Origin of the sequence: Pseudarthrobacter sp. WHRI 8279 (genome assembly GCF_040224115.2) — a bacterium.
In the GTDB taxonomy this organism is placed as follows: domain Bacteria; phylum Actinomycetota; class Actinomycetes; order Actinomycetales; family Micrococcaceae; genus Arthrobacter.
The window spans coordinates 674,534-700,107 of the sequence record NZ_CP168162.1; the positions used below are offsets into that span (position 1 = coordinate 674,534).

26 protein-coding genes are annotated in these 25,574 nt (G+C 67.1%); 18 read left to right on the plus strand and 8 right to left on the minus strand.

The window, feature by feature from the left end:
* The first annotated feature begins 58 nt into the window (after positions 1 to 58).
* The 4 genes from infC to ABRP28_RS03050 all read left to right on the plus strand — a co-directional run bounded on the left by infC (position 59) and on the right by ABRP28_RS03050 (position 2,845).
* Positions 59 to 1,054 (plus strand): translation initiation factor IF-3, encoded by a 996-nt coding sequence (gene infC, locus ABRP28_RS03035; RefSeq protein ID WP_374152966.1) that lies wholly within the window; start codon positions 59 to 61, stop codon positions 1,052 to 1,054.
* Positions 1,055 to 1,169: 115 nt separating this feature from the next.
* Complete coding sequence (rpmI, locus tag ABRP28_RS03040) at positions 1,170 to 1,364, plus strand: 50S ribosomal protein L35 (protein ID WP_009358635.1); 195 nt, start codon at positions 1,170 to 1,172, stop codon at positions 1,362 to 1,364.
* Between the two features lie 119 nt (positions 1,365 to 1,483).
* A complete protein-coding gene (gene rplT / locus ABRP28_RS03045; RefSeq protein ID WP_066274920.1) occupies positions 1,484 to 1,870 on the plus strand; it encodes a 50S ribosomal protein L20 in 387 nt (128 codons plus the stop codon).
* Positions 1,871 to 1,933: 63 nt separating this feature from the next.
* Positions 1,934 to 2,845 (plus strand): RNA methyltransferase, encoded by a 912-nt coding sequence (locus tag ABRP28_RS03050; protein ID WP_350004583.1) that lies wholly within the window; start codon positions 1,934 to 1,936, stop codon positions 2,843 to 2,845.
* A 119-nt stretch (positions 2,846 to 2,964) separates the two neighbouring features.
* Here the strand turns inward: ABRP28_RS03050 and ABRP28_RS03055 are convergent, their stop codons facing one another.
* Together ABRP28_RS03055 and ABRP28_RS03060 are read right to left on the minus strand one after the other, a co-directional pair.
* Positions 2,965 to 3,240 carry a GlsB/YeaQ/YmgE family stress response membrane protein gene (locus ABRP28_RS03055; RefSeq protein ID WP_009358633.1) on the minus strand — a complete coding sequence of 92 codons (276 nt, stop codon included), beginning with the start codon at positions 3,238 to 3,240 and terminating at the stop codon, positions 2,965 to 2,967.
* 153 nt (positions 3,241 to 3,393) lie between these two features.
* The gene (locus ABRP28_RS03060) at positions 3,394 to 4,602 is read right to left on the minus strand and encodes an MFS transporter (protein ID WP_350004582.1); all 1,209 of its coding nucleotides are present in this window, start codon (positions 4,600 to 4,602) and stop codon (positions 3,394 to 3,396) included.
* 162 nt (positions 4,603 to 4,764) lie between these two features.
* Here ABRP28_RS03060 and ABRP28_RS03065 point away from each other — a divergent pair, with 162 nt between their 5' ends.
* Positions 4,765 to 5,214, plus strand: a complete 450-nt coding sequence (locus ABRP28_RS03065) for a (deoxy)nucleoside triphosphate pyrophosphohydrolase (RefSeq protein WP_350004580.1) — start codon at positions 4,765 to 4,767, stop codon at positions 5,212 to 5,214.
* On the opposite strand, the gene ABRP28_RS03070 is transcribed toward ABRP28_RS03065, so the two are convergent.
* The 3 genes from ABRP28_RS03070 to ABRP28_RS03080 all read right to left on the minus strand — a co-directional run bounded on the left by ABRP28_RS03070 (position 5,211) and on the right by ABRP28_RS03080 (position 7,608).
* A complete protein-coding gene (locus ABRP28_RS03070) occupies positions 5,211 to 6,344 on the minus strand; it encodes an Rv2578c family radical SAM protein (protein WP_350004578.1) in 1,134 nt (377 codons plus the stop codon). The two genes, ABRP28_RS03065 and ABRP28_RS03070, sit on opposite strands and share 4 nt — an antisense overlap.
* A gap of 82 nt (positions 6,345 to 6,426) precedes the next feature.
* Positions 6,427 to 7,119, minus strand: coding sequence for an SIMPL domain-containing protein (locus tag ABRP28_RS03075; RefSeq protein WP_350004574.1), 693 nt, complete (start codon positions 7,117 to 7,119; stop codon positions 6,427 to 6,429).
* A 3-nt stretch (positions 7,120 to 7,122) separates the two neighbouring features.
* Positions 7,123 to 7,608: a hypothetical protein gene (locus tag ABRP28_RS03080; protein ID WP_350004572.1), complete on the minus strand. Its 486-nt coding sequence runs from the start codon at positions 7,606 to 7,608 to the stop codon at positions 7,123 to 7,125.
* A gap of 212 nt (positions 7,609 to 7,820) precedes the next feature.
* Here ABRP28_RS03080 and pheS point away from each other — a divergent pair, with 212 nt between their 5' ends.
* Together pheS and pheT are read left to right on the plus strand one after the other, a co-directional pair.
* Positions 7,821 to 8,882, plus strand: a complete 1,062-nt coding sequence (pheS, locus tag ABRP28_RS03085) for a phenylalanine--tRNA ligase subunit alpha (protein ID WP_174180341.1) — start codon at positions 7,821 to 7,823, stop codon at positions 8,880 to 8,882.
* 2 nt (positions 8,883 to 8,884) lie between these two features.
* Positions 8,885 to 11,428, plus strand: coding sequence for a phenylalanine--tRNA ligase subunit beta (gene pheT / locus ABRP28_RS03090; RefSeq protein ID WP_350004567.1), 2,544 nt, complete (start codon positions 8,885 to 8,887; stop codon positions 11,426 to 11,428).
* Positions 11,429 to 11,501: 73 nt separating this feature from the next.
* On the opposite strand, the gene ABRP28_RS03095 is transcribed toward pheT, so the two are convergent.
* On the minus strand, positions 11,502 to 12,467 hold the full coding sequence (locus tag ABRP28_RS03095) for a quinone oxidoreductase (RefSeq protein ID WP_350004565.1): 966 nt from the start codon (positions 12,465 to 12,467) through the stop codon (positions 11,502 to 11,504).
* A gap of 145 nt (positions 12,468 to 12,612) precedes the next feature.
* Here ABRP28_RS03095 and argC point away from each other — a divergent pair, with 145 nt between their 5' ends.
* The 10 genes from argC to ABRP28_RS03145 all read left to right on the plus strand — a co-directional run bounded on the left by argC (position 12,613) and on the right by ABRP28_RS03145 (position 22,720).
* Positions 12,613 to 13,644 carry an N-acetyl-gamma-glutamyl-phosphate reductase gene (gene argC / locus ABRP28_RS03100; protein ID WP_350004563.1) on the plus strand — a complete coding sequence of 344 codons (1,032 nt, stop codon included), beginning with the start codon at positions 12,613 to 12,615 and terminating at the stop codon, positions 13,642 to 13,644.
* Complete coding sequence (gene argJ, locus ABRP28_RS03105) at positions 13,641 to 14,807, plus strand: bifunctional glutamate N-acetyltransferase/amino-acid acetyltransferase ArgJ (protein WP_350004561.1); 1,167 nt, start codon at positions 13,641 to 13,643, stop codon at positions 14,805 to 14,807. Before argC ends, argJ begins: the two co-directional genes overlap by 4 nt.
* A 54-nt stretch (positions 14,808 to 14,861) precedes the next feature.
* A complete protein-coding gene (argB, locus tag ABRP28_RS03110; protein ID WP_350004559.1) occupies positions 14,862 to 15,815 on the plus strand; it encodes an acetylglutamate kinase in 954 nt (317 codons plus the stop codon).
* A gap of 53 nt (positions 15,816 to 15,868) precedes the next feature.
* Positions 15,869 to 17,083 (plus strand): acetylornithine transaminase, encoded by a 1,215-nt coding sequence (locus ABRP28_RS03115; RefSeq protein WP_350004722.1) that lies wholly within the window; start codon positions 15,869 to 15,871, stop codon positions 17,081 to 17,083.
* Positions 17,080 to 18,090: an ornithine carbamoyltransferase gene (argF, locus tag ABRP28_RS03120; protein ID WP_350004557.1), complete on the plus strand. Its 1,011-nt coding sequence runs from the start codon at positions 17,080 to 17,082 to the stop codon at positions 18,088 to 18,090. Before ABRP28_RS03115 ends, argF begins: the two co-directional genes overlap by 4 nt.
* Positions 18,090 to 18,620 (plus strand): arginine repressor, encoded by a 531-nt coding sequence (locus tag ABRP28_RS03125; protein WP_174180327.1) that lies wholly within the window; start codon positions 18,090 to 18,092, stop codon positions 18,618 to 18,620. Before argF ends, ABRP28_RS03125 begins: the two co-directional genes overlap by 1 nt.
* Positions 18,621 to 18,666: 46 nt before the next feature.
* Positions 18,667 to 19,872: an argininosuccinate synthase gene (locus ABRP28_RS03130; protein ID WP_190613448.1), complete on the plus strand. Its 1,206-nt coding sequence runs from the start codon at positions 18,667 to 18,669 to the stop codon at positions 19,870 to 19,872.
* Positions 19,873 to 19,877: 5 nt separating this feature from the next.
* Positions 19,878 to 21,305, plus strand: a complete 1,428-nt coding sequence (gene argH / locus ABRP28_RS03135; protein WP_350004554.1) for an argininosuccinate lyase — start codon at positions 19,878 to 19,880, stop codon at positions 21,303 to 21,305.
* A gap of 89 nt (positions 21,306 to 21,394) precedes the next feature.
* Complete coding sequence (locus ABRP28_RS03140) at positions 21,395 to 21,931, plus strand: pyridoxamine 5'-phosphate oxidase family protein (RefSeq protein ID WP_350004553.1); 537 nt, start codon at positions 21,395 to 21,397, stop codon at positions 21,929 to 21,931.
* A gap of 9 nt (positions 21,932 to 21,940) precedes the next feature.
* A complete protein-coding gene (locus ABRP28_RS03145) occupies positions 21,941 to 22,720 on the plus strand; it encodes a maleylpyruvate isomerase family mycothiol-dependent enzyme (protein ID WP_350004551.1) in 780 nt (259 codons plus the stop codon).
* Here ABRP28_RS03145 and ABRP28_RS03150 read toward each other — a convergent pair.
* Together ABRP28_RS03150 and ABRP28_RS03155 are read right to left on the minus strand one after the other, a co-directional pair.
* Positions 22,717 to 23,211, minus strand: a complete 495-nt coding sequence (locus tag ABRP28_RS03150) for a methylated-DNA--[protein]-cysteine S-methyltransferase (protein WP_350004549.1) — start codon at positions 23,209 to 23,211, stop codon at positions 22,717 to 22,719. The genes ABRP28_RS03145 and ABRP28_RS03150 overlap by 4 nt on opposite strands.
* Positions 23,208 to 24,740 (minus strand): AlkA N-terminal domain-containing protein, encoded by a 1,533-nt coding sequence (locus ABRP28_RS03155; protein ID WP_350004548.1) that lies wholly within the window; start codon positions 24,738 to 24,740, stop codon positions 23,208 to 23,210. The genes ABRP28_RS03150 and ABRP28_RS03155 overlap by 4 nt, the downstream gene beginning before the upstream one ends.
* A 106-nt stretch (positions 24,741 to 24,846) precedes the next feature.
* Between ABRP28_RS03155 and ABRP28_RS03160 the strand changes: the two genes are divergently transcribed.
* Positions 24,847 to 25,524: a DNA-3-methyladenine glycosylase gene (locus ABRP28_RS03160; protein ID WP_350004546.1), complete on the plus strand. Its 678-nt coding sequence runs from the start codon at positions 24,847 to 24,849 to the stop codon at positions 25,522 to 25,524.
* Positions 25,525 to 25,574 lie beyond the last annotated feature (50 nt).

The window sequence follows — 25,574 nt, forward strand, 5'->3', positions numbered from 1 at the left end:
CAACAGGAGCTTTAACATTAGCGAGCCAAGAATCAATGAGCGTATCCGCGTCCCCGAGGTGCGGCTGGTCGGCCCTGCAGGTGAACAGGTAGGAATCGTCCGTATTGAGGATGCCCTGCGTCTGGCTGCCGAGTCCGACCTTGATCTCGTTGAAGTTGCACCTCAGGCGAAGCCTCCGGTGTGCAAGCTGATGGACTTCGGCAAGTACAAGTACGAGGCCGCGGTTAAGGCACGTGAAGCGCGGAAGAACCAGACGAACACCGTTCTGAAGGAAATCCGCTTCCGCCTGAAGATCGACACCCACGACTACGAGACCAAGCGCGGGCATGCACTGCGCTTCCTCGGTGCCGGGGACAAGGTCAAGGCCATGATCCAGTTCCGTGGCCGCGAGCAGCAGCGTCCGGAGATGGGCATCCGCCTGCTCCAGCGCTTCGCCGACGACGTCGCCGAAGTTGGCGTTGTTGAGTCCAGCCCCCGCATCGACGGCCGCAACATGGTCATGGTGGTTGGTCCGCTGAAGAACAAGGCAGAGGCCAAGGCCGAAGCCCGCCGCGCTACGCAGCGTGCCGAAGCGAAGGCGCAGAACGAAGCCAAGGCTTCGGGCCGCGTTGACACCTCCGGCGACGACCAGGCACCCATGACCCAGTCACTGGCGGATCTGCTTCCCGAGGGATTCACCGTCTCGACCGAACCCGAGGCAGCAGTGGAGGCTCCTGTCCAGGAGCCGGCCGCCGTCGTCGAGCCCGCCGCAGCCGAAGCGCCGAAGCAGGAGGCCCCCAAGGCAGCTGCTCCGAAGCAGGAGGCCCCCAAGGCCGAAGCACCGAAGGTTGCCGCTGCACCCAAGGCGGCTGCTCCCAAGGCGGCAGAGCCCAAGGCCGCGCCGGCACCGAAGGCTGCTGCAGAGAAGCCTGCTGCAGCCGCACCTGCAGCGGCGCCGAAGCCCGCGGCAGTGCCTGCTCCGCCGAAGCCGGTGGCCAGGCCCGCTGCGCCGAAGCCTGCCGCACGGCCCGCCCCCAAGGCAGCGCCAAAGCCGGCCGGCAAGAAGACCACTTAGTCCACAGCTGCCGGAGGTCGCCCTCCGGCAGTCAGCAACCAGCACGCCGCCCTGAGGGGCAGCTGCGCGATAGAGCTGCAGGCCCAGCCTGCGGAACGTAAGGAGATCGGTTCCCATGCCGAAGATGAAGACCCACAGTGGTGCCAAGAAGCGCTTCAAGCTGACCGGCAGCGGCAAGCTGCGCCGCCAGCAGGCCAACCGCCGCCACTACCTCGAGCACAAGTCCTCCAGGCTGACCCGCCGCCTCGCCGGCGACAAGATCGTCTTCAAGGGCGACGCCAAGGTCATCCGGAAGATGCTCGGCATCTAGTTTCCAAGTTCTTTGACTGACCACCACCTGGTGTAAGTCACCTACCAAAAAGCCTTCTCAGGCCGCCGGGACTACCGGCAGTAGATGCTTGGGAGCAGAATTTTCGAAGGAGTACGCACGTGGCACGTGTGAAGAGGGCGGTCAACGCCCACAAGAAGCGCCGGGTTATTCTTGAACGCGCAAAGGGCTACCGTGGACAGCGTTCACGCCTGTACCGCAAGGCCAAAGAGCAGCTGCTGCACTCGTTTGTGTACAGCTACGGCGACCGCAAGAAGAAGAAGGGCGACTTCCGCCGCCTGTGGATCCAGCGCATCAACGCTGCATCCCGCGCCAACGGCCTCACCTACAACCGTCTGATCCAGGGCCTGAAGGCCGCTGAGGTTGAGGTTGACCGCCGCATGCTCGCCGAACTGGCCGTTTCCGACGCCAACGCTTTCGCAGCGCTGGTCAAGGTTGCCAAGGACTCCCTGCCTGCCGACACCTCCGCCAAGAAGGTTGTTGCCTAGCAGCTGACTGTTCCCGCCAGGGACGGTTCAAGAACCGGTGGCAGCAGCCACTAAAGTTCTTATATGAACGAAACCGGGCGCCCGCAAGATTTCCCACTGTCCAATCCCCGAGCTGATCGGGTGAGGGACGTGGCAAAGCTTGCCGGGCGCCCGGCCCGTTTAAAGCGCGGACAGTTCCTTGCTGAAGGGCCCCAGGCAGTGCGGGAAGCGCTCCGGCTCCACCAGCAGCGGGTGGCCGACGGCCGGCCCGGGGTGGTCACCGAAGTTTTCGCCAGCGAAAGCTGCCTGGACCGGTATCCGGAATTCGAGGAACTGTCCCAGGGGGTCAACGCCCGCCTGGCCACGGACGAAGTCCTTGCTGCCATGGCGGACACCGTCAACCCCCAGGGGATCATCGCAGTTTGCCGCTTCGTTGACGTTCCGCTGCAGGAAGTGCTCGACGCCGGGCCACGCCTGATTGCCGTGCTCTGCCAGGTCCGCGACCCCGGTAACGCCGGAACGGTCCTGCGCGCGGCGGACTCGGCCGGAGCCGATGCCGTGATCCTGACCGCCTCCAGCGTTGACATTTACAACCCCAAGGCCGTGCGCTCCACAGCAGGCTCCCTGTTCCACCTTCCCGTGGTGCTGGGCGCGGACGTTGGCGAACTTGCGGCCGCCTGCCGTGCCAGGGGGATCGGGGTATTGGCAGCGGACGGCTACGGGACCTTGAACCTGGACACCCTGCAGGACGAGAACGCCCGGCGCCGGCTGACCGGCGAAGGCCCGGAATCGGAGTATGCCCTGGAGCAGCCCACGGCCTGGCTGTTCGGCAACGAGGCCCAGGGGCTGTCGGAGGAAGAGCTCGCGCTTGCGGACCACCGGGTGGCCGTGCCCGTGTACGGTTCCGCGGAAAGCCTCAACCTGGGCACAGCGGCCACGGTCTGCCTCTACGCCAGCGCGCGTTCCCAGCACCTTCCGGTGCCGGTGACGGCCTAAGCATCCGGCGGCTCCAGCTTTCCAGGCCCACAGCCGTGCGAAGAATTGTGCACGCTTAAACATGTAAGGGCTCCGGTTCACCGGAGCCCTTGTTTGTTGATGTGCTTCGTGACAGCAGATCAGGGTGCGCGGGTAGCCTTGCCGCGGCCGGTGATTGCTCCGTAGATACCGGCCACAACCAGGCCGCCGACGATGGCGAGAATCCAGGTGCCGAGATCGAAGAAGGCAAGATCGCCCCTGTTGAACAGGAGGCTTCCAATCCAGCCGCCCACAATGGCGCCAACGACGCCCAGAACCAGGCTGGTTACCCAGCCGCCGCCAACCCGTCCGGGCATGACAGCCTTAACAATGGCCCCTACGATGAGGCCCAAAATAATCCAAGCAAGAAAACCCATGTCTCCTCCTTATTGTGACCGGGATCTCATGGTCCCGATGTGGCTCAAGCTAACATACGGGCCACGTAAAGTCAGCAGGACTGCAGGCAAGTAGACGCGGTGCTGTTGGCTTGGCAGCCCAGTGCGGCGCAGCGCCCGGTTGAGGCTCCAGGATCAGGCGGTCAGCGGCTTTTTCCGCTCCAGCAGTCCGCTGGCTATGGCGACGCCGAGCCCCAACAGGGCGAGGACGGCACCTACCAGGGCAGGGGCTGTGTAGCCCCAGCCCAGCGCGATCACCAGTCCGCCGAGGAATGCCCCGAGCGCGTTTGCGACGTTCAGCGCTGCATGGTTCAGCGATGATGCGAGGGAGGGGGCATCCGGCGACGCGTCCAGGAGCCGGGTCTGCAGCGCGGGGATCAGCATGGACCCGGAAGCGCCCACCACGAACACCATGACAAAGGCGGACCAGGGCCACTGTACGGCCACGGCGTACACCACCAAGGCAACGGCTATGCCGGGCAGCACCTTGTAGAGCGTGCCCATCACGGACCTGTCCGCAATCCGGCCGCCCACAATGTTGCCGGCCACCATCCCCAGCCCGTACAGGGCCACCACCATGGGAATCAATGAGGATGGAATGCCCGCCACCATGGTCATGGTGTGGGCGATGTAGGTGTAGGTGGCAAAGAAGCCGCCAAAACCAACAATGCCGATCAGAATGGCCAGCCACACCTGCAGGCGTTTGAGCGCACCCAGTTCACGCCGAATGCTCGCATCCGGATGGGCCTCATGGAAGGGGACAAACTTCCACACCAGGGCAAGGGTCAGCAGGCCGATCAGTCCCACCAGGATAAACAGGAGGCGCCATCCGTACGCCTGGCCCAACCAGGTGGCAAACGGAACTCCCACCACGTTGGAGATACTCAGGCCGGCCATCACCATGGAAATGGCCCAGCCCCGCCGTGTGGGTGGCACCAGGGAGGCGGCGATGACTGCCGCCACCCCAAAAAAGGCACCATGCGGCAGGCCGGCGGCGAAGCGCGAAACCAGCATTGCTCCGTAGTCCGGGGCCAGGAATGACGCCAGGTTGGCCACCGTGAAGAACATCATCAGTCCAACTGCCAGGTGCTTACGGGGAAGCCTGGCACCTACTGCGGCCAGCAGCGGGGCTCCCACGACGACTCCGAGGGCGTAGGCGGAGATGAGGTGGCCCGCTTCCGGTGTGGAAACCCCGAGGCCCTGCTCCACTTCCCTCAGCAGGCCCATCATGGTGAATTCGGTGACCCCGATGCCCACGCCGCCCATGGCAAGGGCGACGATGGCCATGGCCACGTTGGTGGATCGTGCGGGGGCTGCCGTGGACGTTTGGAGGACGCTGCTCATAGGCCTGCTTTTCGACGGAGGAAAGAAATAATGGACCAATGCCACGGCAGTGGGGCAGGAGAAGTCCGGACCCTGCAGACAACCCGGAAAGGGGAAGTGGTATTCCCCTTGCGGGAGGACCTATGCAGCTGGTCCTTTTATTGTCCCCCATAGAATGGGCCGGTGAATGGACTCATACAAGTGGTAGGCGGAGCCGTCTTGGACAGCCTGGTTGATCCCTCCATGCTGCTGGTGGCACGGCGCAGTGCGCCGGAGCAGTTGGCAGGGCTCTGGGAGTTCCCGGGCGGCAAAGTGGAATCCGGCGAGGAACCGAAGGCGGCGCTGGCGCGCGAACTGCTCGAGGAGCTGGGCATCGGTGTCCGGCTAGGCGCCGAGCTCGCGTCCCAGGTTCCAGGCGGCTGGCCCTTGAACCCTCGAGCGAGCATGCGGGTGTGGTTCGCGGAGATCGCCCACGGGGAGCCGAAGCCCCTGGAGGACCACGACGAACTTCGGTGGGTACAACTGGACAACCCTAGTGCGGTCCTGGACCTGCCGTGGATTCCCGCGGACTTCCCCATAGTCCGGGCCCTGCTTGACGTGGTCGCCGTAAAAACAGAAAGCACACTGCCCTAGAAGAGCGTTGCCTGCCCCCCGGAAGCACCGTTGCCCCCGGCTGCTGATGTGCCTGCGGCTGCTGACTTCCCTCGCGCGGCTGCCGCCTGAGGGATGATGCCTTCGGGATACTCGGCTTCCTCGCTCCGGGGATCATCCTCGAGGTCCCTGTGGCTGAAGCCGGACGTGTTGGTGAAACCGTGGCGGGCCTTGAAGTACCGGACTTTGCCCGCAAGCCACGAACGGTATTCCTTGGACGCGTACGAACCCGTTCCGTAGAGCCGGCGGTAGCGTCCCGCAAGCCCGGGATGGTTGGCGGCAATCCACTTCATGAACCACTCCCTGGTCCCCGGCTTGAGGTACAGGGCTCCGGCGGTGACGCCGGTGGCCCCCGCGGCAGCCAGGGATGCAAACAACGCGTCCAGGGCTTCGTCGCTGTCCGAGAGCCACGGCAGAATGGGCATGGCCATGACGCCGCAGGGCAGGCCGGCTTCACGGAGGCGGGAAACGAGCTTGAGGCGTGCCCGGGGACCGGGAGTTCCGGGCTCGATGGTCTCGGACAGGGCTTCGTCTGTCATGGCCAGCGAGATGCCAAGGCCCACGGGCACTTGGGCGGCCGCGCTCTTGAGCAGGGGAATGTCCCGGGCAAGCAGGGTGCCCTTAGTGAGGATGGACAGGGGAGTGCCGGACTCGGCTAGTGCGGTGATGATGCCCGGCATGAGCTGGTAGCGGCCCTCGGCCCGCTGATAGGGGTCCGTGTTGGTACCCAGGGCAACCTGCGGGCGCGTCCACGATGGTTTGCCCAGTTCCTTCCTGAGGACCTCGGCCGCGTTGACTTTCACTACCACCTGGCTGTCAAAGTCCAGCCCGGCGTCGAAATCAAGGTAGGTGTGGCTCTTGCGGGCGAAGCAGTACACGCAGGCGTGGCTGCATCCCCGGTAAGGGTTGATGGTCCATTCAAAGGGCATCCGCGAGCCGGCAGGCACCTTGTTAAGCACCGATTTGGCGGTGACCTCGTGGAAGGTGATCCCTGCGAACTCGGGGGTTGTGATGGAGCGGACCAAGCCGGCCAGGGGAAGCAATGCGGGGGTCGGGGCATTCGCAGCCGGTTCCGCGGGCCGGGCCATCAGTGCTTGGGCATCCCATCTCATGCCGTCCATTCGAATCTATGTTCGAAACAATGTCAAGCATAGGCGCGTTGCGGCGGCTCCTCAGCTCTTTCCGGGAGTGTGCTTACGTGTCCGCCAGGAGTTGCCACTCCACGGTCACTGCTGCGTCCACCACGGAATTGCCGGCCTCCACGCTGAGGGATTCCACGGCAGCAGCCCGCTGCATCCGCGGCAGCGGCACTGGACCCTGGACTGCGCCTTCCTCCGCTACCGAAAGCACGCGTCCCAGCCGGGCCGAGGCAAGCTCCGCATACTGCCGGGCAGTGCTGAGCGCGTCCAGCCAGGCTGCCTCGCGGGCGCGTGCCCGGACCGCCGCCTCATCGCTGAACATGAGTTCGACACCGCTCAGCCGGACGTCGTTCCCGCCCGCCTCAACGGCATCTGCGATGGCGGCCGAGGCGGAACCCGGGACCCTCAGCTTCACGGTGAAGGTGCTGGATGCCACGTACCCGGTGACTCGCTGTCCTTCACCTTCGCGCCAGGCGAGGTCAGCGCGGACGTTGAGGCCCGAGGTGCGGATATCGGAGCCGGGGACCCCGTGGCTGCGGAAGGAGGCAGTAACGGCGGCCAGGCCGGCTCCGGCCCGCGAGTACGCTTGCCCAACCGAATCGGCCCGGCACTCCACACCGATCGAAACCACTGTGAGATCGGGGGCAGCTTCCGCCGAACCCGTTCCCGATACGCGGACAGTGCCCGGGGAGGCGCCGGTGCGGGTGGCGCCTCCGGCCGTTTCATCGGTGTCATGAGCAGCGGGCATGCGTCAGGCCTCCACTTCAGGCCGGGGGCGGCGCGAGGGCCGGCGGCGGGTTTTGTGTGCTGGATATCCGCCGGCTTCCAGTCCGGCGTGGCGCTCAAAGGGATTGCGCGTCCCCGGGTTGCCGGTGCGCACCAGCGACCACCCTGCGGCCAGGAGATACAGGGGAAGGAACGGTGCGCCCAGGCACCAGGCGTATTGCGTGCAATGCTTTTCCTCGTGGCCCAGCAGGGCCGGCCTGGACAACAGCTCAGCGGAGCTGCACCGGCACAGCACCACGTTGCCCAATGTGAAGGCTCCGGCGAACGGCAGCCGCGGCCTGTACCCGGACGCCAGGATCAGGCCGCGTGGGCCCCTGCTGATCCGGGTGCGCGAGGCAAGGGCCACGGCGACGCCAAGGAAGGTGCTGCCGTTCGCCAGGTTCGCCGCCTGCCGCAGTCTCTGCGCAGCGGTGAGGCGCTTTTGGGTTCCCGGGCGCCGCGGCACTGTCATGAGGCTATGGTAGCCGGAGCCTTCAATTAGACTGGAGGGCAGTGGCCGCCGGCTCAGCCGGTGTGCCCTGACCTGGTCATTGAATGAACCGGAATGCACAGTTGGCATTGGGGACATTCATCCATGACCTGCCAGTGACGGACGCGCCCCCGGGAAACCGTGCAGGGCTGCCCCGTTCACCGGCAGCCACGACTCGTAGCTAAGAACAGTAGATGACTGAAACTTTGCCGGGCGCCGCCATCCCGAACCCCACGGATGAAGCCGCCATCACTGCCGCTGTAGACCAGGCCATCGCCGCCATTGCCGGCGCTGGCACCCTTGACGAGCTGAAGGCGGTGCGGCTCGCCCATACCGGCGAGAAGTCCCCGCTCAGCCTTGCCAACCGTGAGATTGGCAAGCTGCCCAAGGACCAGAAGGCCCTCGCCGGAAAGCTGATGGGCGCTTCGCGCGGACGGGTCAACAAGGCGCTCGCCGACCGTACGGCGGAGCTGGAAGCGGAAAACGACGCCCGGATCCTCCTGGAAGAGACCGTGGACGTCACCGCCGCGCCCCGCCGCCGCCGTGCCGGTGCCCGGCACCCGCTCTCCACGCTCCAGGACCGGGTGGCGGACATCTTCGTGGGTATGGGCTGGGAAATCGCCGAGGGCCCGGAAGTCGAGTCGGAATGGTTCAACTTCGATGCCCTCAACTTCAAGCCGGACCACCCCGCCCGCGAAATGCAGGACACCTTCTTCGTGGAGCCGCCCGAAGCCCACCTGCTGATGCGCACGCACACTTCGCCGGTGCAGGTCCGCTCCATGCTCGAGCGCGAGCTGCCCATTTATGTGCTGTGCCCGGGCAAGGTGTTCCGCACCGACGAACTCGATGCGACCCATACTCCGGTGTTCCACCAGTTCGAGGGCCTCGCGATCGACAAGCACCTGAGCATGGCTGACCTCCGCGGCACGCTGGAGCACTTCGCACGGCAGATGTTCGGCGACGAAGCCCAGATCCGGCTGCGGCCCAACTATTTCCCGTTTACCGAACCGTCAGCGGAGCTGGACATCTGGCACCCCGGGGCCAAGGGCGGCCCGCGCTGGATCGAGTGGGGCGGCTGCGGCATGGTCAACCCCAACGTGCTCCGCGCCGCCGGCATCGATCCGGACGTGTATTCAGGTTTTGCCTTCGGCATGGGCATTGAGCGCACCCTGATGTTCCGCAACGAAGTGGGGGACATGCGCGACATGATCGAAGGCGATGTACGTTTCAGCGAGCACTTCGGGATGGAGATCTAACAGTGCGTATCCCACTTTCCTGGCTGCGTGAATTCGCAGAAGTACCGGCCGGAGCAACGGCGGAAGACGTCATGACCGAGCTGGTCAAGGTCGGTTTTGAAGAAGAGGACGTCCACCGTCCCACGGACACCCTGCAGGGACCCATCGTGGTTGGCCAGGTCCTGAGCCTGGTCAAGGAACCCCAAACCAACGGCAAGACCATCAACTGGTGCCAGGTCCGGGTGGTTCCTGAAGGCCAGGAGCAGACCCTCACCGGTGACGGCATCGACCCCTCCGGCGTGCAGGGCATCATCTGCGGCGCCCACAACTTCGTTGAGGGCGACAAGGTGGTGGTCACCCTCCCGGGCGCCGTGCTCCCGGGCGACTTCCACATCTCGGCGCGGAAAACCTACGGGCACCTGTCCGCGGGCATGATCGCCTCCGTCCGCGAACTGGGCATCGGTGAGGACCACGACGGCATCCTGGTGCTGTCCCGCATCGGGCTGGATCCCGAAATCGGCACTGACGCCATGGAGCTCCTTGGCCTCTATGACCAGGCTGCCGAAATCAACGTGACGCCGGACCGCGGCTACGCGTTCTCGATCCGCGGGGTTGCCCGGGAGTACGCCCACGCCACGGGAACCACCTTCACGGATCCCGCGTCCCGCGTTACCGCTCCTGCGGAGCTTTCCGGCGGTTACGGCGTCAAGATCAATGACGATGCCCCCATCTACGGCAAGCCCGGATGCGACAGGTTCGTCGCCCGCACCGTCCGCGGCGTGGACGCCACAAAGCCCACGCCGCCGTGGATGGTTTCCCGGCTGCGCCTTGCTGGCATCCGTTCCATCTCCCTGCCGGTGGATATTTCCAACTACGTGATGCTGGAACTCGGCCAGCCCACGCACTGCTACGACCAGGACACGCTGTCCGGGGACATCGTGGTGCGCCGGGCCCTGGCCGGTGAGAAGATCACCACCCTCGATGGCAAGGAACGCGCGCTCGACGCCGAGGACCTGCTGATCACGGACGCCTCCGGGCCGATCGGCATCGCCGGAGTGATGGGCGGCGCCGCAACAGAGGTGGGGGATTCGACGTCGACCGTTCTGGTTGAAGCTGCGCACTTCGACGAGGTGTCCATTGCCCGTTCCCGGCGCCGCCACAAGCTGCCGTCTGAAGCGTCCAAGCGCTTCGAGCGCGGCGTGGACTGGCACGTGGCCGGCATCGCCGCCCAGCGGGTGGTTGACCTGCTCGTCGAGCTGGCCGGTGGAACGGCGGACCAGGCCGGAACCGATGTGGGGACCGCCCCGGACTCCGTCAGCATCGAACTGCCTGGGGCCTTCGCTGCCGCCCGTATCGGCATCGACTTCACCGAAGAGCAGATCGTTACGTCCCTGGAGGACCTTGGCGCGGCGGTGGAGAAGAACGACGGCGGTTGGACCGTTACGGCGCCCAGCTGGCGGAACGACTTGGAAACCAAGGAGGACCTCTCCGAGGAGATTGCCCGGCTGGTGGGCTACGACAAGATTCCCGCGACGCTTCCGGTGGCGCCTCCCGGGCGCGGCCTGACGCGGGTGCAGCAGCAGCGCCGCCGTCTGATCCAGGCACTGGCGGATGCAGGCCTCACCGAAGTCCTGTCCTACCCCTTCGTGTCCAAGGCGGCCAACGACACCTTCGGTGTAGCCGAACAAGGAGCGGACAGGGCCGCGGTCAAGCTCGCGAACCCGATCAGCGAAGAACAGGGTTTTCTGCGCACGTCCATCCTGCCCGGACTCATCGAGGTGGCCAAGCGGAACCATTCGCGCGGTTTCCGCGACCTGGCACTCTTCGAATCAGGCCTGGTGTTCCTGCCCGGCGGCACGGTGGGCACTGCCTCCATCCCGCCGCTCGGCGTCAAGCCCTCCGATGAGGTGCTGGACGGACTGTACGACGGCGTCCCGGTGCAGCCGTTCCACCTCGCCGCAGTGCTCACGGGACATGACTCGCCGGCAGCGGCCGGCCATGCGCCGCGGGCTTGGGACTGGGCTGACGCCCTGGACCTTGCCCGGGTTGCCGGGGACGTCCTGGGAGTGGAGGTCCTGGTCAGCCAGGGCAGCCACCAGGCTTTCCATCCCGGCCGTGCAGCCCGGTTGTCGCTGCGCAATGGTGAGGTGGTGGGCTACGCCGGTGAGCTGCACCCCAAGCTGCTGGCGGCATCGGACATGCCCGCCCGCTCGGTTGCACTTGAGCTTAACGCCGACGCGCTGTTCGACGCCGCCCCGGACGTGATCGTGGCGCGCCACATCTCCACGTACCCGGTGGCCACCCAGGACGTAGCGCTGGTGGTTCCTGCTGAAGTCCCCGCCGACGACGTCCTGGCGGTCCTGCGCGAAGGTGCCGGTGAACTGCTGGAGGACGTGGCGCTCTTCGACGTCTACGCAGGCAAGGGCATCGAGGACGGCAAAAAGTCCCTCGCGTTCGGGCTCCGGTTCCGCGCCAACGACCGGACCCTCACAGCAGACGAGGCATCAGCCGCACGTGAAGGCGCAGTGGCCTTGGCTGCCGAACGATTCGGTGCCGTCCAGCGCTAGCCGCAAGCACGCATCAACAGGAAAGGTCCCCGCCGCCACACGGCTGCGGGGACCTTTCCATGCGGGTGCTGCCCTACGGAACCAGGATGACCTTTCCGGTGGTGCGCCGCCCTTCCAGGTCCCGATGGGCCTGGGCAGCCTGCACCAGGGGGTATCGGGCACCGATGCGGACCTTCAAACTGCCGTCCGCCGCCGCTGCGAATACTTCGCCGGAGCGCCAGCGGCGCTCCGCAGCGTCCCTCAGGTAGTGCCCCATGGTGGGCCTGGTCAGGAACAGCGAGCCGCCGGCATTCAGGCGCTGGGGATCCACGGGCGGAACCGGGCCCGAGGCAGCGCCGAAAAGGACCAGCATCCCCCTGACGCGCAATGCGGCCAGTGAGCCGTCGAACGTGTCCTTCCCAACGCCGTCGTACACCACGTCGGCGCCGGTGCCGCTGGTGATGTCCCTGACCCGCCCAGCGAAGCCTTCGTACCGCAGCACATGGTCGGCGCCGGCCTCGCGCGCCAGCTGTTCCTTCGCATCCGTGGAGACTGTGGTGATGACTTCCGCACCGCGGGCCTTGAGCAGCTGGATCAGCAGCAGCCCCACGCCTCCCGCTCCCGCGTGCAGCAGGACGGTGTGCCCGGGCTCCACCTTGAAGGTGGAGTTCATCAGGTAGTGGGCGGTGATGCCCTGCAGGGGCAGCGCGGCTGCCGTCAGGTCGTCCAGGCCCTGCGGGACCGGGAGGGCTGCGGCCTCGTCAACCAGCGCATAGTCCGCGTAGCAGTTGATGCCCTCCGCCGTGGCCACCCGGTCACCCGGGACAAACCCCGTGACGGCGTCGCCCACTGCTTCAACGGTGCCGGCGGCTTCTGATCCGGGGGTGAACGGGAAGGGGACCTTGTAAGTGCCGCTGCGCTTGTACGTGTCAATGAAGTTAACGCCCGCTGCCCCCACCTTCACCAGGAGCTGGCCAGGTCTCGGGACAGGGCGTTCGATGTCCTCGTAGGTAAGGACTTCCGGTCCGCCTGCCTGACGTGCGACGATTGCGTGGGTCATTGCTCACCTTTCCCGGTCCCGGCGTTTCCGGCTCCGGCTGCTGCCACCATCCTAGGGACAGTCCACGGAAGCCCCATAGCGGCCACCTTCCGCTGCATGCATAAATATCGGCATCAGTGAATACTTTTGCTGTATGGTGGTGGTCATGACTATTTCTGTAGCAGTGTCCGGTGCCAGCGGATACGCCGGGGGAGAGGTCCTGCGCCTCCTGGCCGGGCATCCTGGCGTCACCATTGGAGCCATCACGGCCCACAGCAATGCCGGTTCCCGGCTCGGCGAACTGCAGCCCCACCTGCACGGGCTGGCAAGCCGCATCCTTGAGGACACCACGGTGGACAACCTGTCCGGCCACGACGTCGTCTTCCTGGCCCTGCCGCACGGCGCTTCCGCGGAGATTGCAGCCCAGCTGCCGGCAGGGACCGTCGTCATCGATGCCGGCGCAGACCACAGGCTGGAGGACCCGGCGGCCTGGGAAAAGTTTTATGGTTCCGCCCACGCCGGCACCTGGCCCTACGGCCTGCCGGAGCTCCCGGGCCAGCGCGAAGCCCTCAAGGGCGCCAACCGCATTGCCGTGCCCGGCTGCTATCCGACGTCGGCCCTGCTGGCTTTGGCGCCCGGGTTCGCCGCCGGGCTCCTCCAGCCCGACGACGTCGTCATTGTCTCTGCCTCCGGCACCTCCGGCGCGGGCAAGGCCGCCAAGGTGAACCTCATCGGTTCAGAAGTCATGGGTTCCATGAGCCCCTACGGTGTTGGCGGCGGCCACCGGCATACCCCCGAGATCGAACAGGGGTTGTCCAATGCCGCGGGCGAACAGGTCACCGTGTCCTTCACGCCCACCCTGGCACCCATGAGCCGGGGCATCCTCACCACCGCAACGGCGAAGGTCAAAGCCGGCACCACGGAGGAGCAGCTGCGCCAGGCCTGGACCGACGCGTACGACGACGAACCGTTCGTGCACGTCCTCCCGGAAGGCCAGTGGCCCGCCACGAAGTCCGTGCAGGGGTCGAACCACGCCGCCATGCAGCTGGCGTTCGACTCCCACACCGGCCGGGTGATCGTCACCTGCGCCATCGACAACCTCACCAAAGGGACCGCCGGCGGCGCCGTCCAGTCCATGAACATTGCCCTCGGCCTGGCGGAAACCGCCGGCCTCGACCTGCAGGGAGTTGCCCCGTGACCGTTACCGCCCCCCGTGGATTCCGGGCCGCCGGCGTCACAGCCGGACTCAAAGCCTCCGGCAAACCGGACCTTGCCCTGGTAGTCAATGACGGCCCGTCCAAGGCCGCCGCCGCTGTCTTCACCAGCAACCGGGTAGCCGCCGCGCCCGTACACTGGTCACGCCAAGTCGTCTCGGACGGCCGCGTGGACGCGGTGGTTCTCAACTCCGGCGGAGCCAACGCCTGCACCGGGCCGGCCGGTTTCCAGAACACGCACAGCACCGCCGAAAAGGTGGCCAAGGTCCTGGACATCTCCGCCACGGATGTTTTTGTGTGTTCCACCGGCCTGATCGGCGAGCAGCTGCCCATGGACAAGATCCTTCCCGGCGTGGAGGCTGCGGCTGCCGCGCTGAGCGCCGACGGCGGCCCCGAGGCAGCTACCGCCATCATGACCACCGACTCCGTTCCCAAAGCGGCGCTGTTCATCGGCACCGATGCCGATGGCGAGGAATTTGCCATTGGCGGGATTGCCAAGGGTGCGGGCATGCTGGCTCCCGGCCTGGCCACAATGCTGGTGGTCCTCACCACGGATGCGGCAGTCGATTCGGAACTGCTGGATGTCGTCCTCCGGGACGCCACCCGGGTCACCTTCGATCGGGCAGACTCGGACGGCTGCATGTCCACCAACGACACCGTGGTCCTGCTGTCCTCCGGCGCCTCAGGCGCCGTGCCGTCGGCCGAGGCCTTCGCTGCCGGCCTGACCCAGGTCTGCGCCGAACTGGCCCGGAAGCTGATCGCCGATGCCGAAGGTGCCAGCCACGACATCGCCATCCGCACCTTCAACGCCGCCAGCGAAGCGGACGCCGAAACCGTCAGCCGCTCCGTGGCCCGCTCCAACCTCTTCAAGGCCGCCATCTTCGGCAAGGACCCCAACTGGGGCCGGGTGCTGTCCGCGGTGGGCACCACCGACGCCGTCTTCGAACCCGACCAGCTCAACGTGGCCATGAACGGCGTCCAGATCTGCCGCAACGGCAGCATCGGCGACGACCGCGGCCTGGTGGACCTGGAACCGCGCGAGGTCCTGGTGGAAATCGACCTCCAGGCCGGCAACGCCGAGGCCACCATCTGGACGAACGACCTGACCCACGACTACGTGCACGAGAACAGCGCCTACTCGAGCTGACAGACCATTTGAGCCGGGCCCACCGGCGCCCGGCAAACCTGGAGAAAATCCCTGATGAACACCCGCACCCGCGAAACCACGTCCATGCTTGACGCCCAAAGCAAGGCAGGCACGCTGATCGAGGCGCTGCCCTGGATCCAGCGCTTTGCCGGCACCACCATGGTGATCAAGTACGGCGGCAACGCCATGGTCAACGACGAGCTGCGCCGTGCCTTCGCCGAAGACGTCGTTTTCCTGCACCACGTGGGCATCCACCCCGTGGTGGTGCATGGAGGCGGCCCCCAGATCAACTCCATGCTGGCCCGGCTGGGCATCGAGTCCGAGTTCAAGGGCGGCCTGCGGGTCACCACTCCCGAAGCCATGGACGTGGTGCGCATGGTCCTCACCGGCCAGGTGGGCCGCGAACTCGTTGGGCTGATCAACTCCCATGGCCCCTATGCCGTGGGCATGTCCGGTGAGGACGGCGGGCTGCTGCGCGCCGTGCGCACCGGCACGGTCATCGACGGCGAAGAGGTGGACCTGGGCCTGGTGGGCGAAGTGGTGGGCGTGAACCCGGAAGGCATCCTGGACATCCTCGCCGCCGGCCGCATCCCCGTGATCTCCACGGTGGCCCCGGAGATCGACGCCAACGGCTTCGCAGCCGACGGCAGCGTCCAGACCACGGGGCAGGTGCTCAACGTCAACGCGGACACCGCGGCCGCAGCCCTGGCCGAAGCGCTCGGGGCCTCCAAACTGGTGATCCTCACCGACGTCGAAGGCCTCTATGCAAACTGGCCGGACAAGTCCTCGCTGATCTCCTCCCTGAAGGCCTCGGACCTGCGCGGGCTCCTGCCCTCGCTCGAATCCGGCATGATCCCCAAGATGGAAGCCTGCCTCAAGGCCATCGACGGCGGCGTGGAGCGCGCGCACATTGTGGACGGGCGGCTGGCGCACTCCATGCTGCTCGAAACCTTTACCACCGCGGGCATCGGCACCCAGGTGGTTCCCGACGAGGAGACGAATTCATGAACGACGCTGTCGACCTGGGCCCGGCGGGCGAAAAGGACGCCAAGGCTTCCGTGATGACCGGAACCGGAAGCGGATCCGAGTGGCTCGCCCGGTACTCCAGCTCCCTCATGGGTGTGTTCGGCACCCCGCAGCGCGTCCTGGTCCGCGGTGCCGGCTGCCTGGTCTGGGACGCCGACGGCAAGGAGTACCTCGACCTGCTCGGAGGCATCGCCGTCAACGCGCTGGGCCATGCCAACCCGTTCGTCACGTCCGTCATTTCCAGCCAGCTGGCCACCCTTGGCCACGTCTCCAACTTCTTCACCAGCCCCACCCAGATAGCGCTGGCCGAAAAGCTGCTGGCCATCACCGACGCCCCCGCTGGTTCCAAGGTGTTCTTCACCAACTCCGGCACCGAAGCCAACGAGGCCGCCTTCAAGCTGGCCCGCCGCAATACCGGCGGCAGCGGCGCCAGGCGGACCAGGATCATCGCCCTCGAAGGGGCCTTCCACGGCCGGACCATGGGCGCCCTCGCCCTGACCGCCAAAGAGGCCTACCGCGCGCCGTTCGAGCCGCTGCCCGGCGGCGTCGTCCACATCCCCTTCGGTGACGTGGAGGCGCTGAAGGACGCCGTGGACGAGACCGTGGCGGCCGTCTTCCTGGAGCCCATCCAGGGCGAGGCGGGGGTGCGGCCCCTGCCGCCCGGATACCTTCGGGCCGCCCGCGAGCTCACCGCCCGGGTGGGAGCGCTGCTGATCCTCGACGAGGTGCAGACCGGCATCGGCCGTACCGGAAAGTGGCTGGCCAGCGAGGACGCCGGAATCATGCCCGACGCCGTCACCCTGGCCAAGGGCCTGGGCGGCGGCTTCCCGATCGGTGCCCTGATCACCTATGGCCCGGAGACGTCGTCGTTGTTGGCTGCGGGCCAGCACGGCACTACTTTCGGCGGAAACCCGGTGGCAACGGCGGCCGCCCTCGCCACCCTGCACGCCCTCGAAAGCCAGCACGTGCTGGCCAATGCAGCGGCAGTAGGCCAGTACCTGCGGGCCGGCCTGGCCGGAATTCCGGGCGTCACCGAGGTCCGCGGGGAAGGCCTCCTCATCGGCTTCGACCTTGACGCGGAGGTTGCCCCGGGCGTTGTGCAGGCCGGCCTTGACGCGGGGTTCATCGTCAACAGCCCCGGGCCCCGCACCATCCGCCTTGCGCCGCCGCTGGTCCTGACCACGGCCCAGGCAGACTCCTTCCTCGACGCCTTCCCGGCAATCCTCCAAGCAGCTAAGGACGCCCAGTGACACCAGCAGCCAGCACCACCCGGCACTTCCTCAAGGACACGGACCTCAGCCCCGCCGAACAGGCCGAGGTACTTGAACTCGCAGCCCGGATGAAGGCGGCCCCCTACAGCGTCCAGCCGTATGCCGCCGAGGGCAGCGGCCGCAAGACAGTGGCCGTCATCTTCGACAAAACGTCCACCCGGACCCGGGTCTCGTTCGCCACGGGGATCGCGGACCTGGGCGGAAACGCCCTGATCATCAACCCCGGGGAGGCCCAGATCGGACACAAGGAATCCGTGGAGGACACCGCCAGGGTCCTGGAGCGGATGGTCTCCACCATCGTCTGGCGGACCGGCGCGCACGCCGGCCTGGTGGCCATGGCAGAGAACTCCAGGGTTCCCGTGATCAACGCCCTGTGCGACGATTACCACCCCTGCCAGCTGCTGGCGGACCTGTTGGCCGTCAAGGAGCACAAGGGCGAACTCAAGGGCCTCACCATGAGCTACCTGGGGGACGCCGCCAACAACATGGCCAACTCCTACCTGCTGGCCGGTGTCACGGCCGGGATGCACGTGCGGATCGCCGGGCCGGAGGGGTACCTCCCGGCCGCGGACATCGTGGCCGCAGCCGAGGAACGCGCGGCAGAGACCGGCGGGTCCGTGCTTATCACCACTGACGCGGCGGAGGCTTTGAAAGGGGCCGACGTCGTTGCCACAGACACGTGGGTGTCCATGGGGCAGGAAGCGGAAAAGGAAGCCCGGATGCAGCTGTTCCGGGACTACGCCGTGGACGAGGCCGCCATGGCACAGGCTGCGGAAGACGCCGTCGTGCTTCACTGCCTGCCCGCCTACCGCGGCTACGAAATCTCTGCCGGCGTCATCGACGGGCCGCAGTCCATCGTCTGGGACGAGGCCGAAAACCGGCTGCACGCCCAGAAGGCCCTGATGGCCTGGCTGATGCACCGTTCCGGCCTGGCCTTCGTTGACGGGCTCGCACCCGTTGAAGGCACCGGGGAGAGCACGTTCTAGTGTCCGCCCAACCGGCGTCGCCGGGCTCCAGCCCGGCGACCAAGACAGCCCGCCAGGCGCGCATCACCGCCATCCTGACGGGGGAGTCCGTGCGTTCCCAGGCGGAGCTGGCCGCCTTGCTGGCGGACGACGGCGTGCAGGTCACCCAGGCGACGCTCTCGCGGGACCTCGTTGAACTTGGTGCCGTCCGGGTCCGTGGCAAGGAGGGCGTGCTGGTGTACGCCGTACCCGGCGAGGGCGGCGAGCGGGCTGCCCGGAGCGGGGTGAGCCAGGAGATCCTGGACGCCCGGCTGGCCCGGCTGTGCAGCGAACTGCTGGTCACCGCGGAGGCTTCGGCCAACATCGCCGTGCTCCGCACCCCGCCCGGGGCGGCAAACTTCCTGGCGCTGGCCATCGACCATTCGGTGATGCCGTCCATCCTGGGCACCATCGCTGGGGACGACACGGTACTGCTGGTGGCCCGGGACCCGCAGGGCGGCCAGGACCTCGCCGCCAGGTTCCTGCAGCTGGCTGAAGAAGCCGGGCAATAAGCTTGAAGACAACATCTACAAACCCCAATCACAAGGAGCATTCGAAGTGACTGAACGCATTGTGCTCGCCTACTCGGGCGGCCTGGACACCTCAGTAGCCATCGGCTGGATCGGTGAAGCCACCGGCGCCGAGGTCATCGCCGTGGCAGTTGACGTCGGGCAGGGCGGCGAGTCCCTGGAGACCATCCGCCAGCGTGCCCTGGGCTGCGGCGCCGTCGAAGCCTACGTGGCCGACGCCTCCGACGAGTTCGCAAACGAATACTGCATGCCCACGCTGAAGGCCAACGGCCTCTACCAGGGCCACTACCCGCTGGTGTCCGCCATCTCGCGCCCGGTCATCGTCAAGCACCTGGTTAAGGCTGCCCGCGAATTCGGTGCCACCACCGTGGCGCACGGCTGCACCGGCAAGGGCAACGACCAGGTCCGCTTCGAAGTGGGCATCCAGACCCTCGGCCCGGACCTGAAGTGCATCGCCCCGGTCCGCGACCTCGCCCTCACCCGCGACAAGGCCATTGCCTTCGCCGAGGAAAAGGGCCTGCCGATCGAGACCACCAAGAAGAACCCGTACTCCATCGACCAGAACGTCTGGGGCCGTGCCGTGGAAACCGGCTACCTCGAGGACATCTGGAACGCCCCCACCAAGGACATCTACGACTACACCGCCACCCCGGAGTTCCCGCCGGCACCGGACGAGGTGGTCATCTCCTTCGAAGCCGGCGTTCCGGTAGCGATCGACGGCGTCAAGGTCACCCCGCTGCAGGCCATCAAGGAGCTCAACCGCCGTGCCGGTGCCCAGGGCGTGGGCCGCATCGACGTCGTCGAGGACCGCCTGGTGGGCATCAAGTCCCGCGAAATCTACGAGGCCCCCGGTGCCATGGCCCTCATCACGGCCCACAAGCACCTCGAGGACATCACCGTGGAGCGCGAGCAGGCCCGCTTCAAGGCCACCGTTGGCCAGCGCTGGTCCGAGCTGGTGTACGACGGCCAGTGGTTCTCCCCGCTGAAGCGCTCCCTGGACGCGTTTATCGAGGACACCCAGAAGTACGTTTCCGGCGACATCCGCATGACCCTGCACGGCGGCCAGGCCATCGTCAACGGCCGCCGGTCCGACACCTCGCTCTACGACTTCAACCTCGCCACCTACGACACCGGCGACACCTTCGACCAGTCCATGGCCCGCGGCTTCATCGAGCTGTGGGGCATGTCCGCCAAGGTTGCCTCCGGCCGCGACATCCGGGTCGCAGGAAAGTAGCCCCTGTGGCTGAACTGAAATCCGAAGCGACCAACACAGGCGCACTGTGGGGCGGCCGGTTCGCCGGCGGCCCCGCCGACGCCCTGGCGGCACTGAGCAAGTCCACGCACTTCGACTGGCGCCTGGCCCGCTACGACATCGCCGGGTCCAAAGCGCACGCCCGCGTGCTGCACAAGGCCGGGCTGCTGGACGACGCCGAACTGGACGGCATGCTCGCAGCGCTGACGCAGCTGGACGAGGACGTGGCCTCCGGCGCCTACCTGCCGGCGGAGTCCGACGAGGACGTCCACGGTTCGCTGGAGCGGGGCCTGATCGAGCGCGCGGGAACCCAGCTGGGCGGCAAGCTCCGCGCCGGCCGTTCCCGGAACGACCAAGTGGCCACCCTGGGCCGCATGTTCCTGCGGGACCACGCCCGGATCATCGCCCGCGGTGTCCTGGCCACGGTGGATGCCCTGGTGGAGCAGGCCAGGGCGCACCACGGTGTCGCCATGCCCGGCCGCACCCACCTGCAGCACGCCCAGCCCGTCCTGCTCAGCCACCACCTGCTGGCCCACGCCTGGGCCCTGCTGCGCGATGTGCAGCGGCTCCAGGACTGGGACAAGCGGGCCGGTGTTTCGCCATACGGTTCCGGTGCCCTGGCCGGGTCCTCGCTGGGACTGGACCCGGAAGCGGTGGCCGCGGACCTGGGCTTCTTCTCCGCCTCCCACAACTCGATCGACGGCACCGCCTCGCGCGACGTCTTCGCCGAGTTCGCCTGGGTCTGCGCCATGATCGGCGTGGACCTGTCCCGGGTGTCGGAAGAAGTCATCTTCTGGGCCACCAAGGAGTTCTCCTTCGTCACGCTGCACGATTCCTACTCCACGGGCTCGTCCATCATGCCGCAGAAGAAAAACCCGGATGTGGCGGAACTGGCCCGCGGCAAGGCAGGCCGCCTGATCGGCAACCTGACCGGGCTGCTGGCCACGCTTAAGGGCCTGCCGCTGGCGTACAACCGCGACCTGCAGGAGGACAAGGAGCCGGTATTCGACGCCGCTGACACCCTGGAGCTCCTGCTTCCGGCGGTCTCGGGCATGATCGCCACCCTGAAGTTCAACACCGAACGGATGGAATCGCTGGCACCGCAGGGCTTCGCGCTGGCCACGGACATCGCCGAATGGCTTGTCCGCCAGGGCGTACCGTTCCGGGAAGCCCACGAGCTCTCCGGTGCTGCCGTGAAGCAGGCAGAATCCCGCGGCGTGGAGCTGTGGGACCTGACGGACGGGGAGTACGCGGCCATATCGGAGCACCTCACGCCGGAGGTCCGCACCGTTCTGTCGACCGAGGGCTCACTCAACAGCCGCAACTCCCAGGGCGGAACCGCGCCCGCCGCCGTCGAACGCCAGCTGGTTGCGCTGGAAGCCGAGCTTGCCGGCGTCCGGGAGTACGCGGGGTAACCCATCCTCCGCGCGAGATGGCACTTCGCGGCAATGATTTTCATCAACACTGCCGTGAAGTGCCATCTCGCGGCGTTTAAGCTGGGCACATGAGCGAAACGTTCCGAAAGTTCCTCCGCACGCTTCCCGACTTTCCCGAATCGCTGCCGGGCTTTGACCCGGAGAGCGCCCCCAAGAATTCCGTTGAGCTGTTCCGGCAATGGCTGGGCGAGGCGCTGGCGGCGGGGGAGCGGCAGCCGCATGCGTGCAGCCTGGCCACAGCGGGCGGCGATGGCAAACCGTCGTCCAGGATGCTGATCCTGAAGAACATTGACGACGACGGCTGGCACTTCGCGACGTCCCGCACCTCACGCAAGGGCAGGGAACTGGGCGCCAACCCGCATGCTGCCATGACTTTCTACTGGCCCTCCCAAGGCAGGCAAGTCCGCGTTGCCGGGGCCGTCGTCGAACTCTCCGCCGAGGCCTCCGCGCGTGACTGGGCCGAGCGGCCCCGGGCGGACGGCAGCATCAACCCGCACTGGCAGCTCTACGCCCTCCGGCCCGCCGAGATCGAGTTCTGGCAGGCCAGCCACGACGGCAACCATGTCCGGCACCGCGTCGGTCCCGACGGTTCACCCCTGGGTTAGGCTGTCGCCATGACAGCTCCCGCACCAGACGAACTGCTCCCTGCGCTCCACAAAGCCGCGGAGAACGTTGCCGCCGACGCTGCGCGGTTCAGCGATGAAGATGCCAAGGCGCCCTCCGCCCTGCCCGGCTGGAATCGGGGGCACGTCCTTGCCCATCTCACCGGGATCTCCAACGCCATGGCCCGGCAGCTTGAGTACGCTGCGCGCGGAGAGGCCGTGGAGCTTTACGACGGCGGCATGGAAGGCCGGAACAAGGCCATTGACATGGCAGCGGGCCACGACGCCGCCACCCACCTCGCCGACCTCACCGCCGCGCTGGACCGGGCGCTCAAAGCCTTCGACGCGCTGCCCGGCGTCAAGGATTCAGCGGCGAACCGGACCGGCTGGTACGCCCCCATCACCTTTCGCGGGGGCGTGGTCCTGGACGGCGGACTGGCGCTGTGGCGGGAACTGGTCATCCACGCGTCGGACCTGCTGACGGGGAGGGGCCCGGAAACCTGGAGCCGGCCGTTCTGCGAGCACCTCTTCGATTTTCTGGCGGCCAGGGTCCAGCCGGACGACAAGCTGGTGCTGCAGCCACTGGGACTCCAGCCGGTCAGCATTGGCAGCGGCAACCGGTCCACTGTCATCAGCGGCATGATCACCGATATCGCAGCCTGGCTCGCCGGCCGCGAGCCGACGCTGGGCAGCCTGAGGGCCTCGGCCGCGGCTGACGGCGTGAACCTGCCCGAGCTGCTGCCGTGGCCTTCCGGAACCCCCGCAGCCGGCAGGAGCGGCTCGAAGGCCTAAGCGGCTTCGCGCGCCAGCAGGCTCTGCTTGATGGGAAGCCCCCAGCGGAAACCGCCCAGGGAGCCGTCAGTCCGGATCACCCGGTGGCAGGGCACAAACAGTGCGGCGGCATTGAAGGCGCAGGCGCTGGCGGCTGCCCGCACCGCTTTGGGGTTGCCGGCGAGCTCCGCGTACTGGGTATAGGTGACGGGCTGACCCGGCCGCACCAGCCGCAGGACATCCCAGGCATGGGCCCGGAAAGGTCCTGACACCTGCCGCACGGGAACGCCCATCGCCGGCGCGGGGTCACCGGCGTAGAAGGCTTCCACGGCCGATGAGATTTCTCCCAGTCCGCTGACCGTTTCCAGCGTGACGGGCCGCAGGGACGGATGGATCTGGCCGGTCAGCTCGCCGGGGTTGCCTGTCCAGCCGCTGGAGAGCACGACGCCGTCCTGGGCGAGGATGGTGAACGGGCCGTCCGGGGTGGTCATCTGAAGCAGTTGGGCCTTCATCTGTTCGCTTTCTCTGCTGGTCTGGCGTGATGTTGTGGACGCATTGCCGCTGTGCCCCGGCGCGGACTGAACGCAGACTGGGCTGCCGCAGCGTGGGCTGCCGCCCGCCACAGGTGCATGGTGGCGTACGAGCGCCACGGGCTCACTTCCCGGAAGTCCGGGGTGGACGTTGTGGCCTCCGCCGCGAGGGCACGGATCCCGTTCCGCACGGCCGCGTCGTTGGCGAGAAAAACGTCCGGGGCGCCAAGGACGCGCATGGCCAGGTACCCCGTGGTCCATGGTCCCACGCCGGGCAGCGGCAGCAGCTTGCCGGCCAGGCTCTCCGGGCTGTCACCATAGCCAAAGTCGAGCGCGCCGTCCGCCATCGCAGAAGCTGCCGCGAGGAGGGCCGCAATCCGCCGTTGCGGTCCCCGCAGGACGGCGGACCCTCCACCGGCGATCTCGGCCGGGGTGGGAAACATCCTGTCCAGGCCCTCGCCGGGGCTTCGGCTTGGACGTCCGACGACGGCCAGTTGGCTGAGGGCGGTCCGCGCCGCTGCCACGGTGACCTGCTGTCCGGCCATAGCCCGGATCAGCATTTCCGCGGGATCCACTGCACCAGGCATCCTGATTCCCGGAGCGGCCGCCACAACGGGCGCGAGCCTGGCATCCCCTGCCAGTGCAGTGTCGATGGCCACCGGATCAGCGTCCAGGTCAAAGAGCCGCCGCACCCGGCTTAACAGGGCCGGCAGGTCCCTAAGGTCCACCGCGCCGATGGTGAGGGTCAACGGCCGGCCTGGAGCGCCGGCGTCGTAATCCACCTGGAACCTGGCATCACCCTGGGGCAGCCGCAGCGTGCGGGCATAGGAGGCGGCCGTTCCTGCTTCAATCCCGGGGATGGCCCGGACGGCCAGGAAGGTGAAGACGCCGGGGTCGAAAGGTTCACGGTAGGGGAGGTTGAGGGTGAGGGCGGTGGAACTGGCGGTGGCTTTCGGATGCCTCGCGGTGCGGAGCGCGGTGGGGGTCATCCCAAAAACTTCCGCCATGGTCTCGTTGAACTGGCGGACGCTGCTGAAGCCGGCCGCAAAGGCAACGTCTGCGAGCTTCATGGAGGTGGAGACCAGCAGGGTCCGGGCAGTCTGTGCGCGGCCTGCCCGGGCCAGCGAGAGCGGTCCCGCCCCAAGCTCCTGGCTGAGGATGCGGTTGAGCTGGCGGGACGAATAGCCCAGGCGGGCCGCCAGACCGTCAACGCCGTCCCTGGTAACCACGCCGTCACTGATCAACCGCATGGCGCGCCCGGCAATATCCTGGCGAAGGTTCCAGGCGGGCGTGCCGGGAACAGCCTCCGGAAGGCAGCGCTTGCAGGCCCGGTAGCCGGCGTCGTGCGCTGCTGCGGAAGTTTCATAAAACGTGACGTTGGAACTCTTCGGAGTCCTGGCTGGGCAGGACGGGCGGCAGTAGATGCCCGTGGTCCGGACGGCAGTGTAGAACTGCCCGTCGAACCGTGTGTCCCGGGCGTCGATCGCCCGGTAGCGCTGCCAGAAGTCCATTCCTCCATCGTGCCAGCCCTCCGGTGTACCGGCTAGCGGAAATCGGACACGGCCGTAGGGCGTCAAATACGTGAGGGGCGGCGCCGGCGTTGGATAGAGTCTGGCCATGAACAGAAATCCGCTGGGGGCCGGCCAGCCGCTGCGGGAGTTCCTTTCCGGAGACGCCCGCCAGTTGGCGCCGCTGCTGCTGGGAGCCGTCCTGACCCATGACTCCAGGGACGGTGCGGTGTCCGTCCGGCTCACCGAAGTGGAGGCTTACCTGGGCCCCGAGGATTCCCTGCACCCGGATCCCGGATCGCACACCTACCGCGGCCCCACGCCCCGCAACGCCCCCATGTTCGGGCCTGCGGGCCACCTGTACGTCTATTTCACCTACGGGATGCACCACTGCACGAACATCGTGTGCGGTCCGGAAGGAACGGCGTCCGCCCTGCTGCTGCGGGCAGGGGAGATCGTGGACGGGATTGAACTTGCCCGGCACCGCCGGACCACGTCCAAAAGTGCCGCCGACCTTGCGAGGGGGCCTGCCCGGCTGGCCAAGGCCTTGGGCCTGACGACGGCGGACAGCGGCCGTGATGCACTCGCGCCGCCGTTCGGGCTGGCGCTTCCGCCCAGGCCCGTGGGAAAGGTGAGCTCCGGACCAAGGGTGGGGGTCTCCGGCACAGGAGGAACAGACCAGTACTCATGGCGCTTCTGGATCACCGGCGACCCTACCGTCTCCCAGTACAAGGCAGCCAAGCCAAGGGGGGCCAAACCGGATCCTGCAACGTTTCACAAGCGTTAACGGAAATGGTTGTAGAATGGTAGGTCTGTCTTTTGCGATAGGGGAACGTT

What these genes read in the sequence shown, in the direction of transcription:
- ABRP28_RS03145 (WP_350004551.1), top strand. Translation starts at nt 21,941, where the DNA reads ATGACAGCTCCCGCACCAGACGAACTGCTCCCTGCGCTCCACAAAGCC.
- ABRP28_RS03075 (WP_350004574.1), bottom strand. Translation starts at nt 7,119, where the DNA reads ATGCCCGCTGCTCATGACACCGATGAAACGGCCGGAGGCGCCACCCGC.
- ABRP28_RS03140 (WP_350004553.1), top strand. Translation starts at nt 21,395, where the DNA reads ATGAGCGAAACGTTCCGAAAGTTCCTCCGCACGCTTCCCGACTTTCCC.
- ABRP28_RS03060 (WP_350004582.1), bottom strand. Translation starts at nt 4,602, where the DNA reads ATGAGCAGCGTCCTCCAAACGTCCACGGCAGCCCCCGCACGATCCACC.
- ABRP28_RS03155 (WP_350004548.1), bottom strand. Translation starts at nt 24,740, where the DNA reads ATGGACTTCTGGCAGCGCTACCGGGCGATCGACGCCCGGGACACACGG.
- ABRP28_RS03080 (WP_350004572.1), bottom strand. Translation starts at nt 7,608, where the DNA reads ATGACAGTGCCGCGGCGCCCGGGAACCCAAAAGCGCCTCACCGCTGCG.
- ABRP28_RS03115 (WP_350004722.1), top strand. Translation starts at nt 15,869, where the DNA reads ATGACCGGAACCGGAAGCGGATCCGAGTGGCTCGCCCGGTACTCCAGC.
- ABRP28_RS03095 (WP_350004565.1), bottom strand. Translation starts at nt 12,467, where the DNA reads ATGACCCACGCAATCGTCGCACGTCAGGCAGGCGGACCGGAAGTCCTT.
- argC (WP_350004563.1), top strand. Translation starts at nt 12,613, where the DNA reads ATGACTATTTCTGTAGCAGTGTCCGGTGCCAGCGGATACGCCGGGGGA.
- ABRP28_RS03160 (WP_350004546.1), top strand. Translation starts at nt 24,847, where the DNA reads ATGAACAGAAATCCGCTGGGGGCCGGCCAGCCGCTGCGGGAGTTCCTT.
- pheS (WP_174180341.1), top strand. Translation starts at nt 7,821, where the DNA reads ATGACTGAAACTTTGCCGGGCGCCGCCATCCCGAACCCCACGGATGAA.
- ABRP28_RS03150 (WP_350004549.1), bottom strand. Translation starts at nt 23,211, where the DNA reads ATGAAGGCCCAACTGCTTCAGATGACCACCCCGGACGGCCCGTTCACC.
- argB (WP_350004559.1), top strand. Translation starts at nt 14,862, where the DNA reads ATGAACACCCGCACCCGCGAAACCACGTCCATGCTTGACGCCCAAAGC.
- ABRP28_RS03055 (WP_009358633.1), bottom strand. Translation starts at nt 3,240, where the DNA reads ATGGGTTTTCTTGCTTGGATTATTTTGGGCCTCATCGTAGGGGCCATT.
- ABRP28_RS03070 (WP_350004578.1), bottom strand. Translation starts at nt 6,344, where the DNA reads ATGAGATGGGATGCCCAAGCACTGATGGCCCGGCCCGCGGAACCGGCT.
- ABRP28_RS03050 (WP_350004583.1), top strand. Translation starts at nt 1,934, where the DNA reads ATGAACGAAACCGGGCGCCCGCAAGATTTCCCACTGTCCAATCCCCGA.
- rpmI (WP_009358635.1), top strand. Translation starts at nt 1,170, where the DNA reads ATGCCGAAGATGAAGACCCACAGTGGTGCCAAGAAGCGCTTCAAGCTG.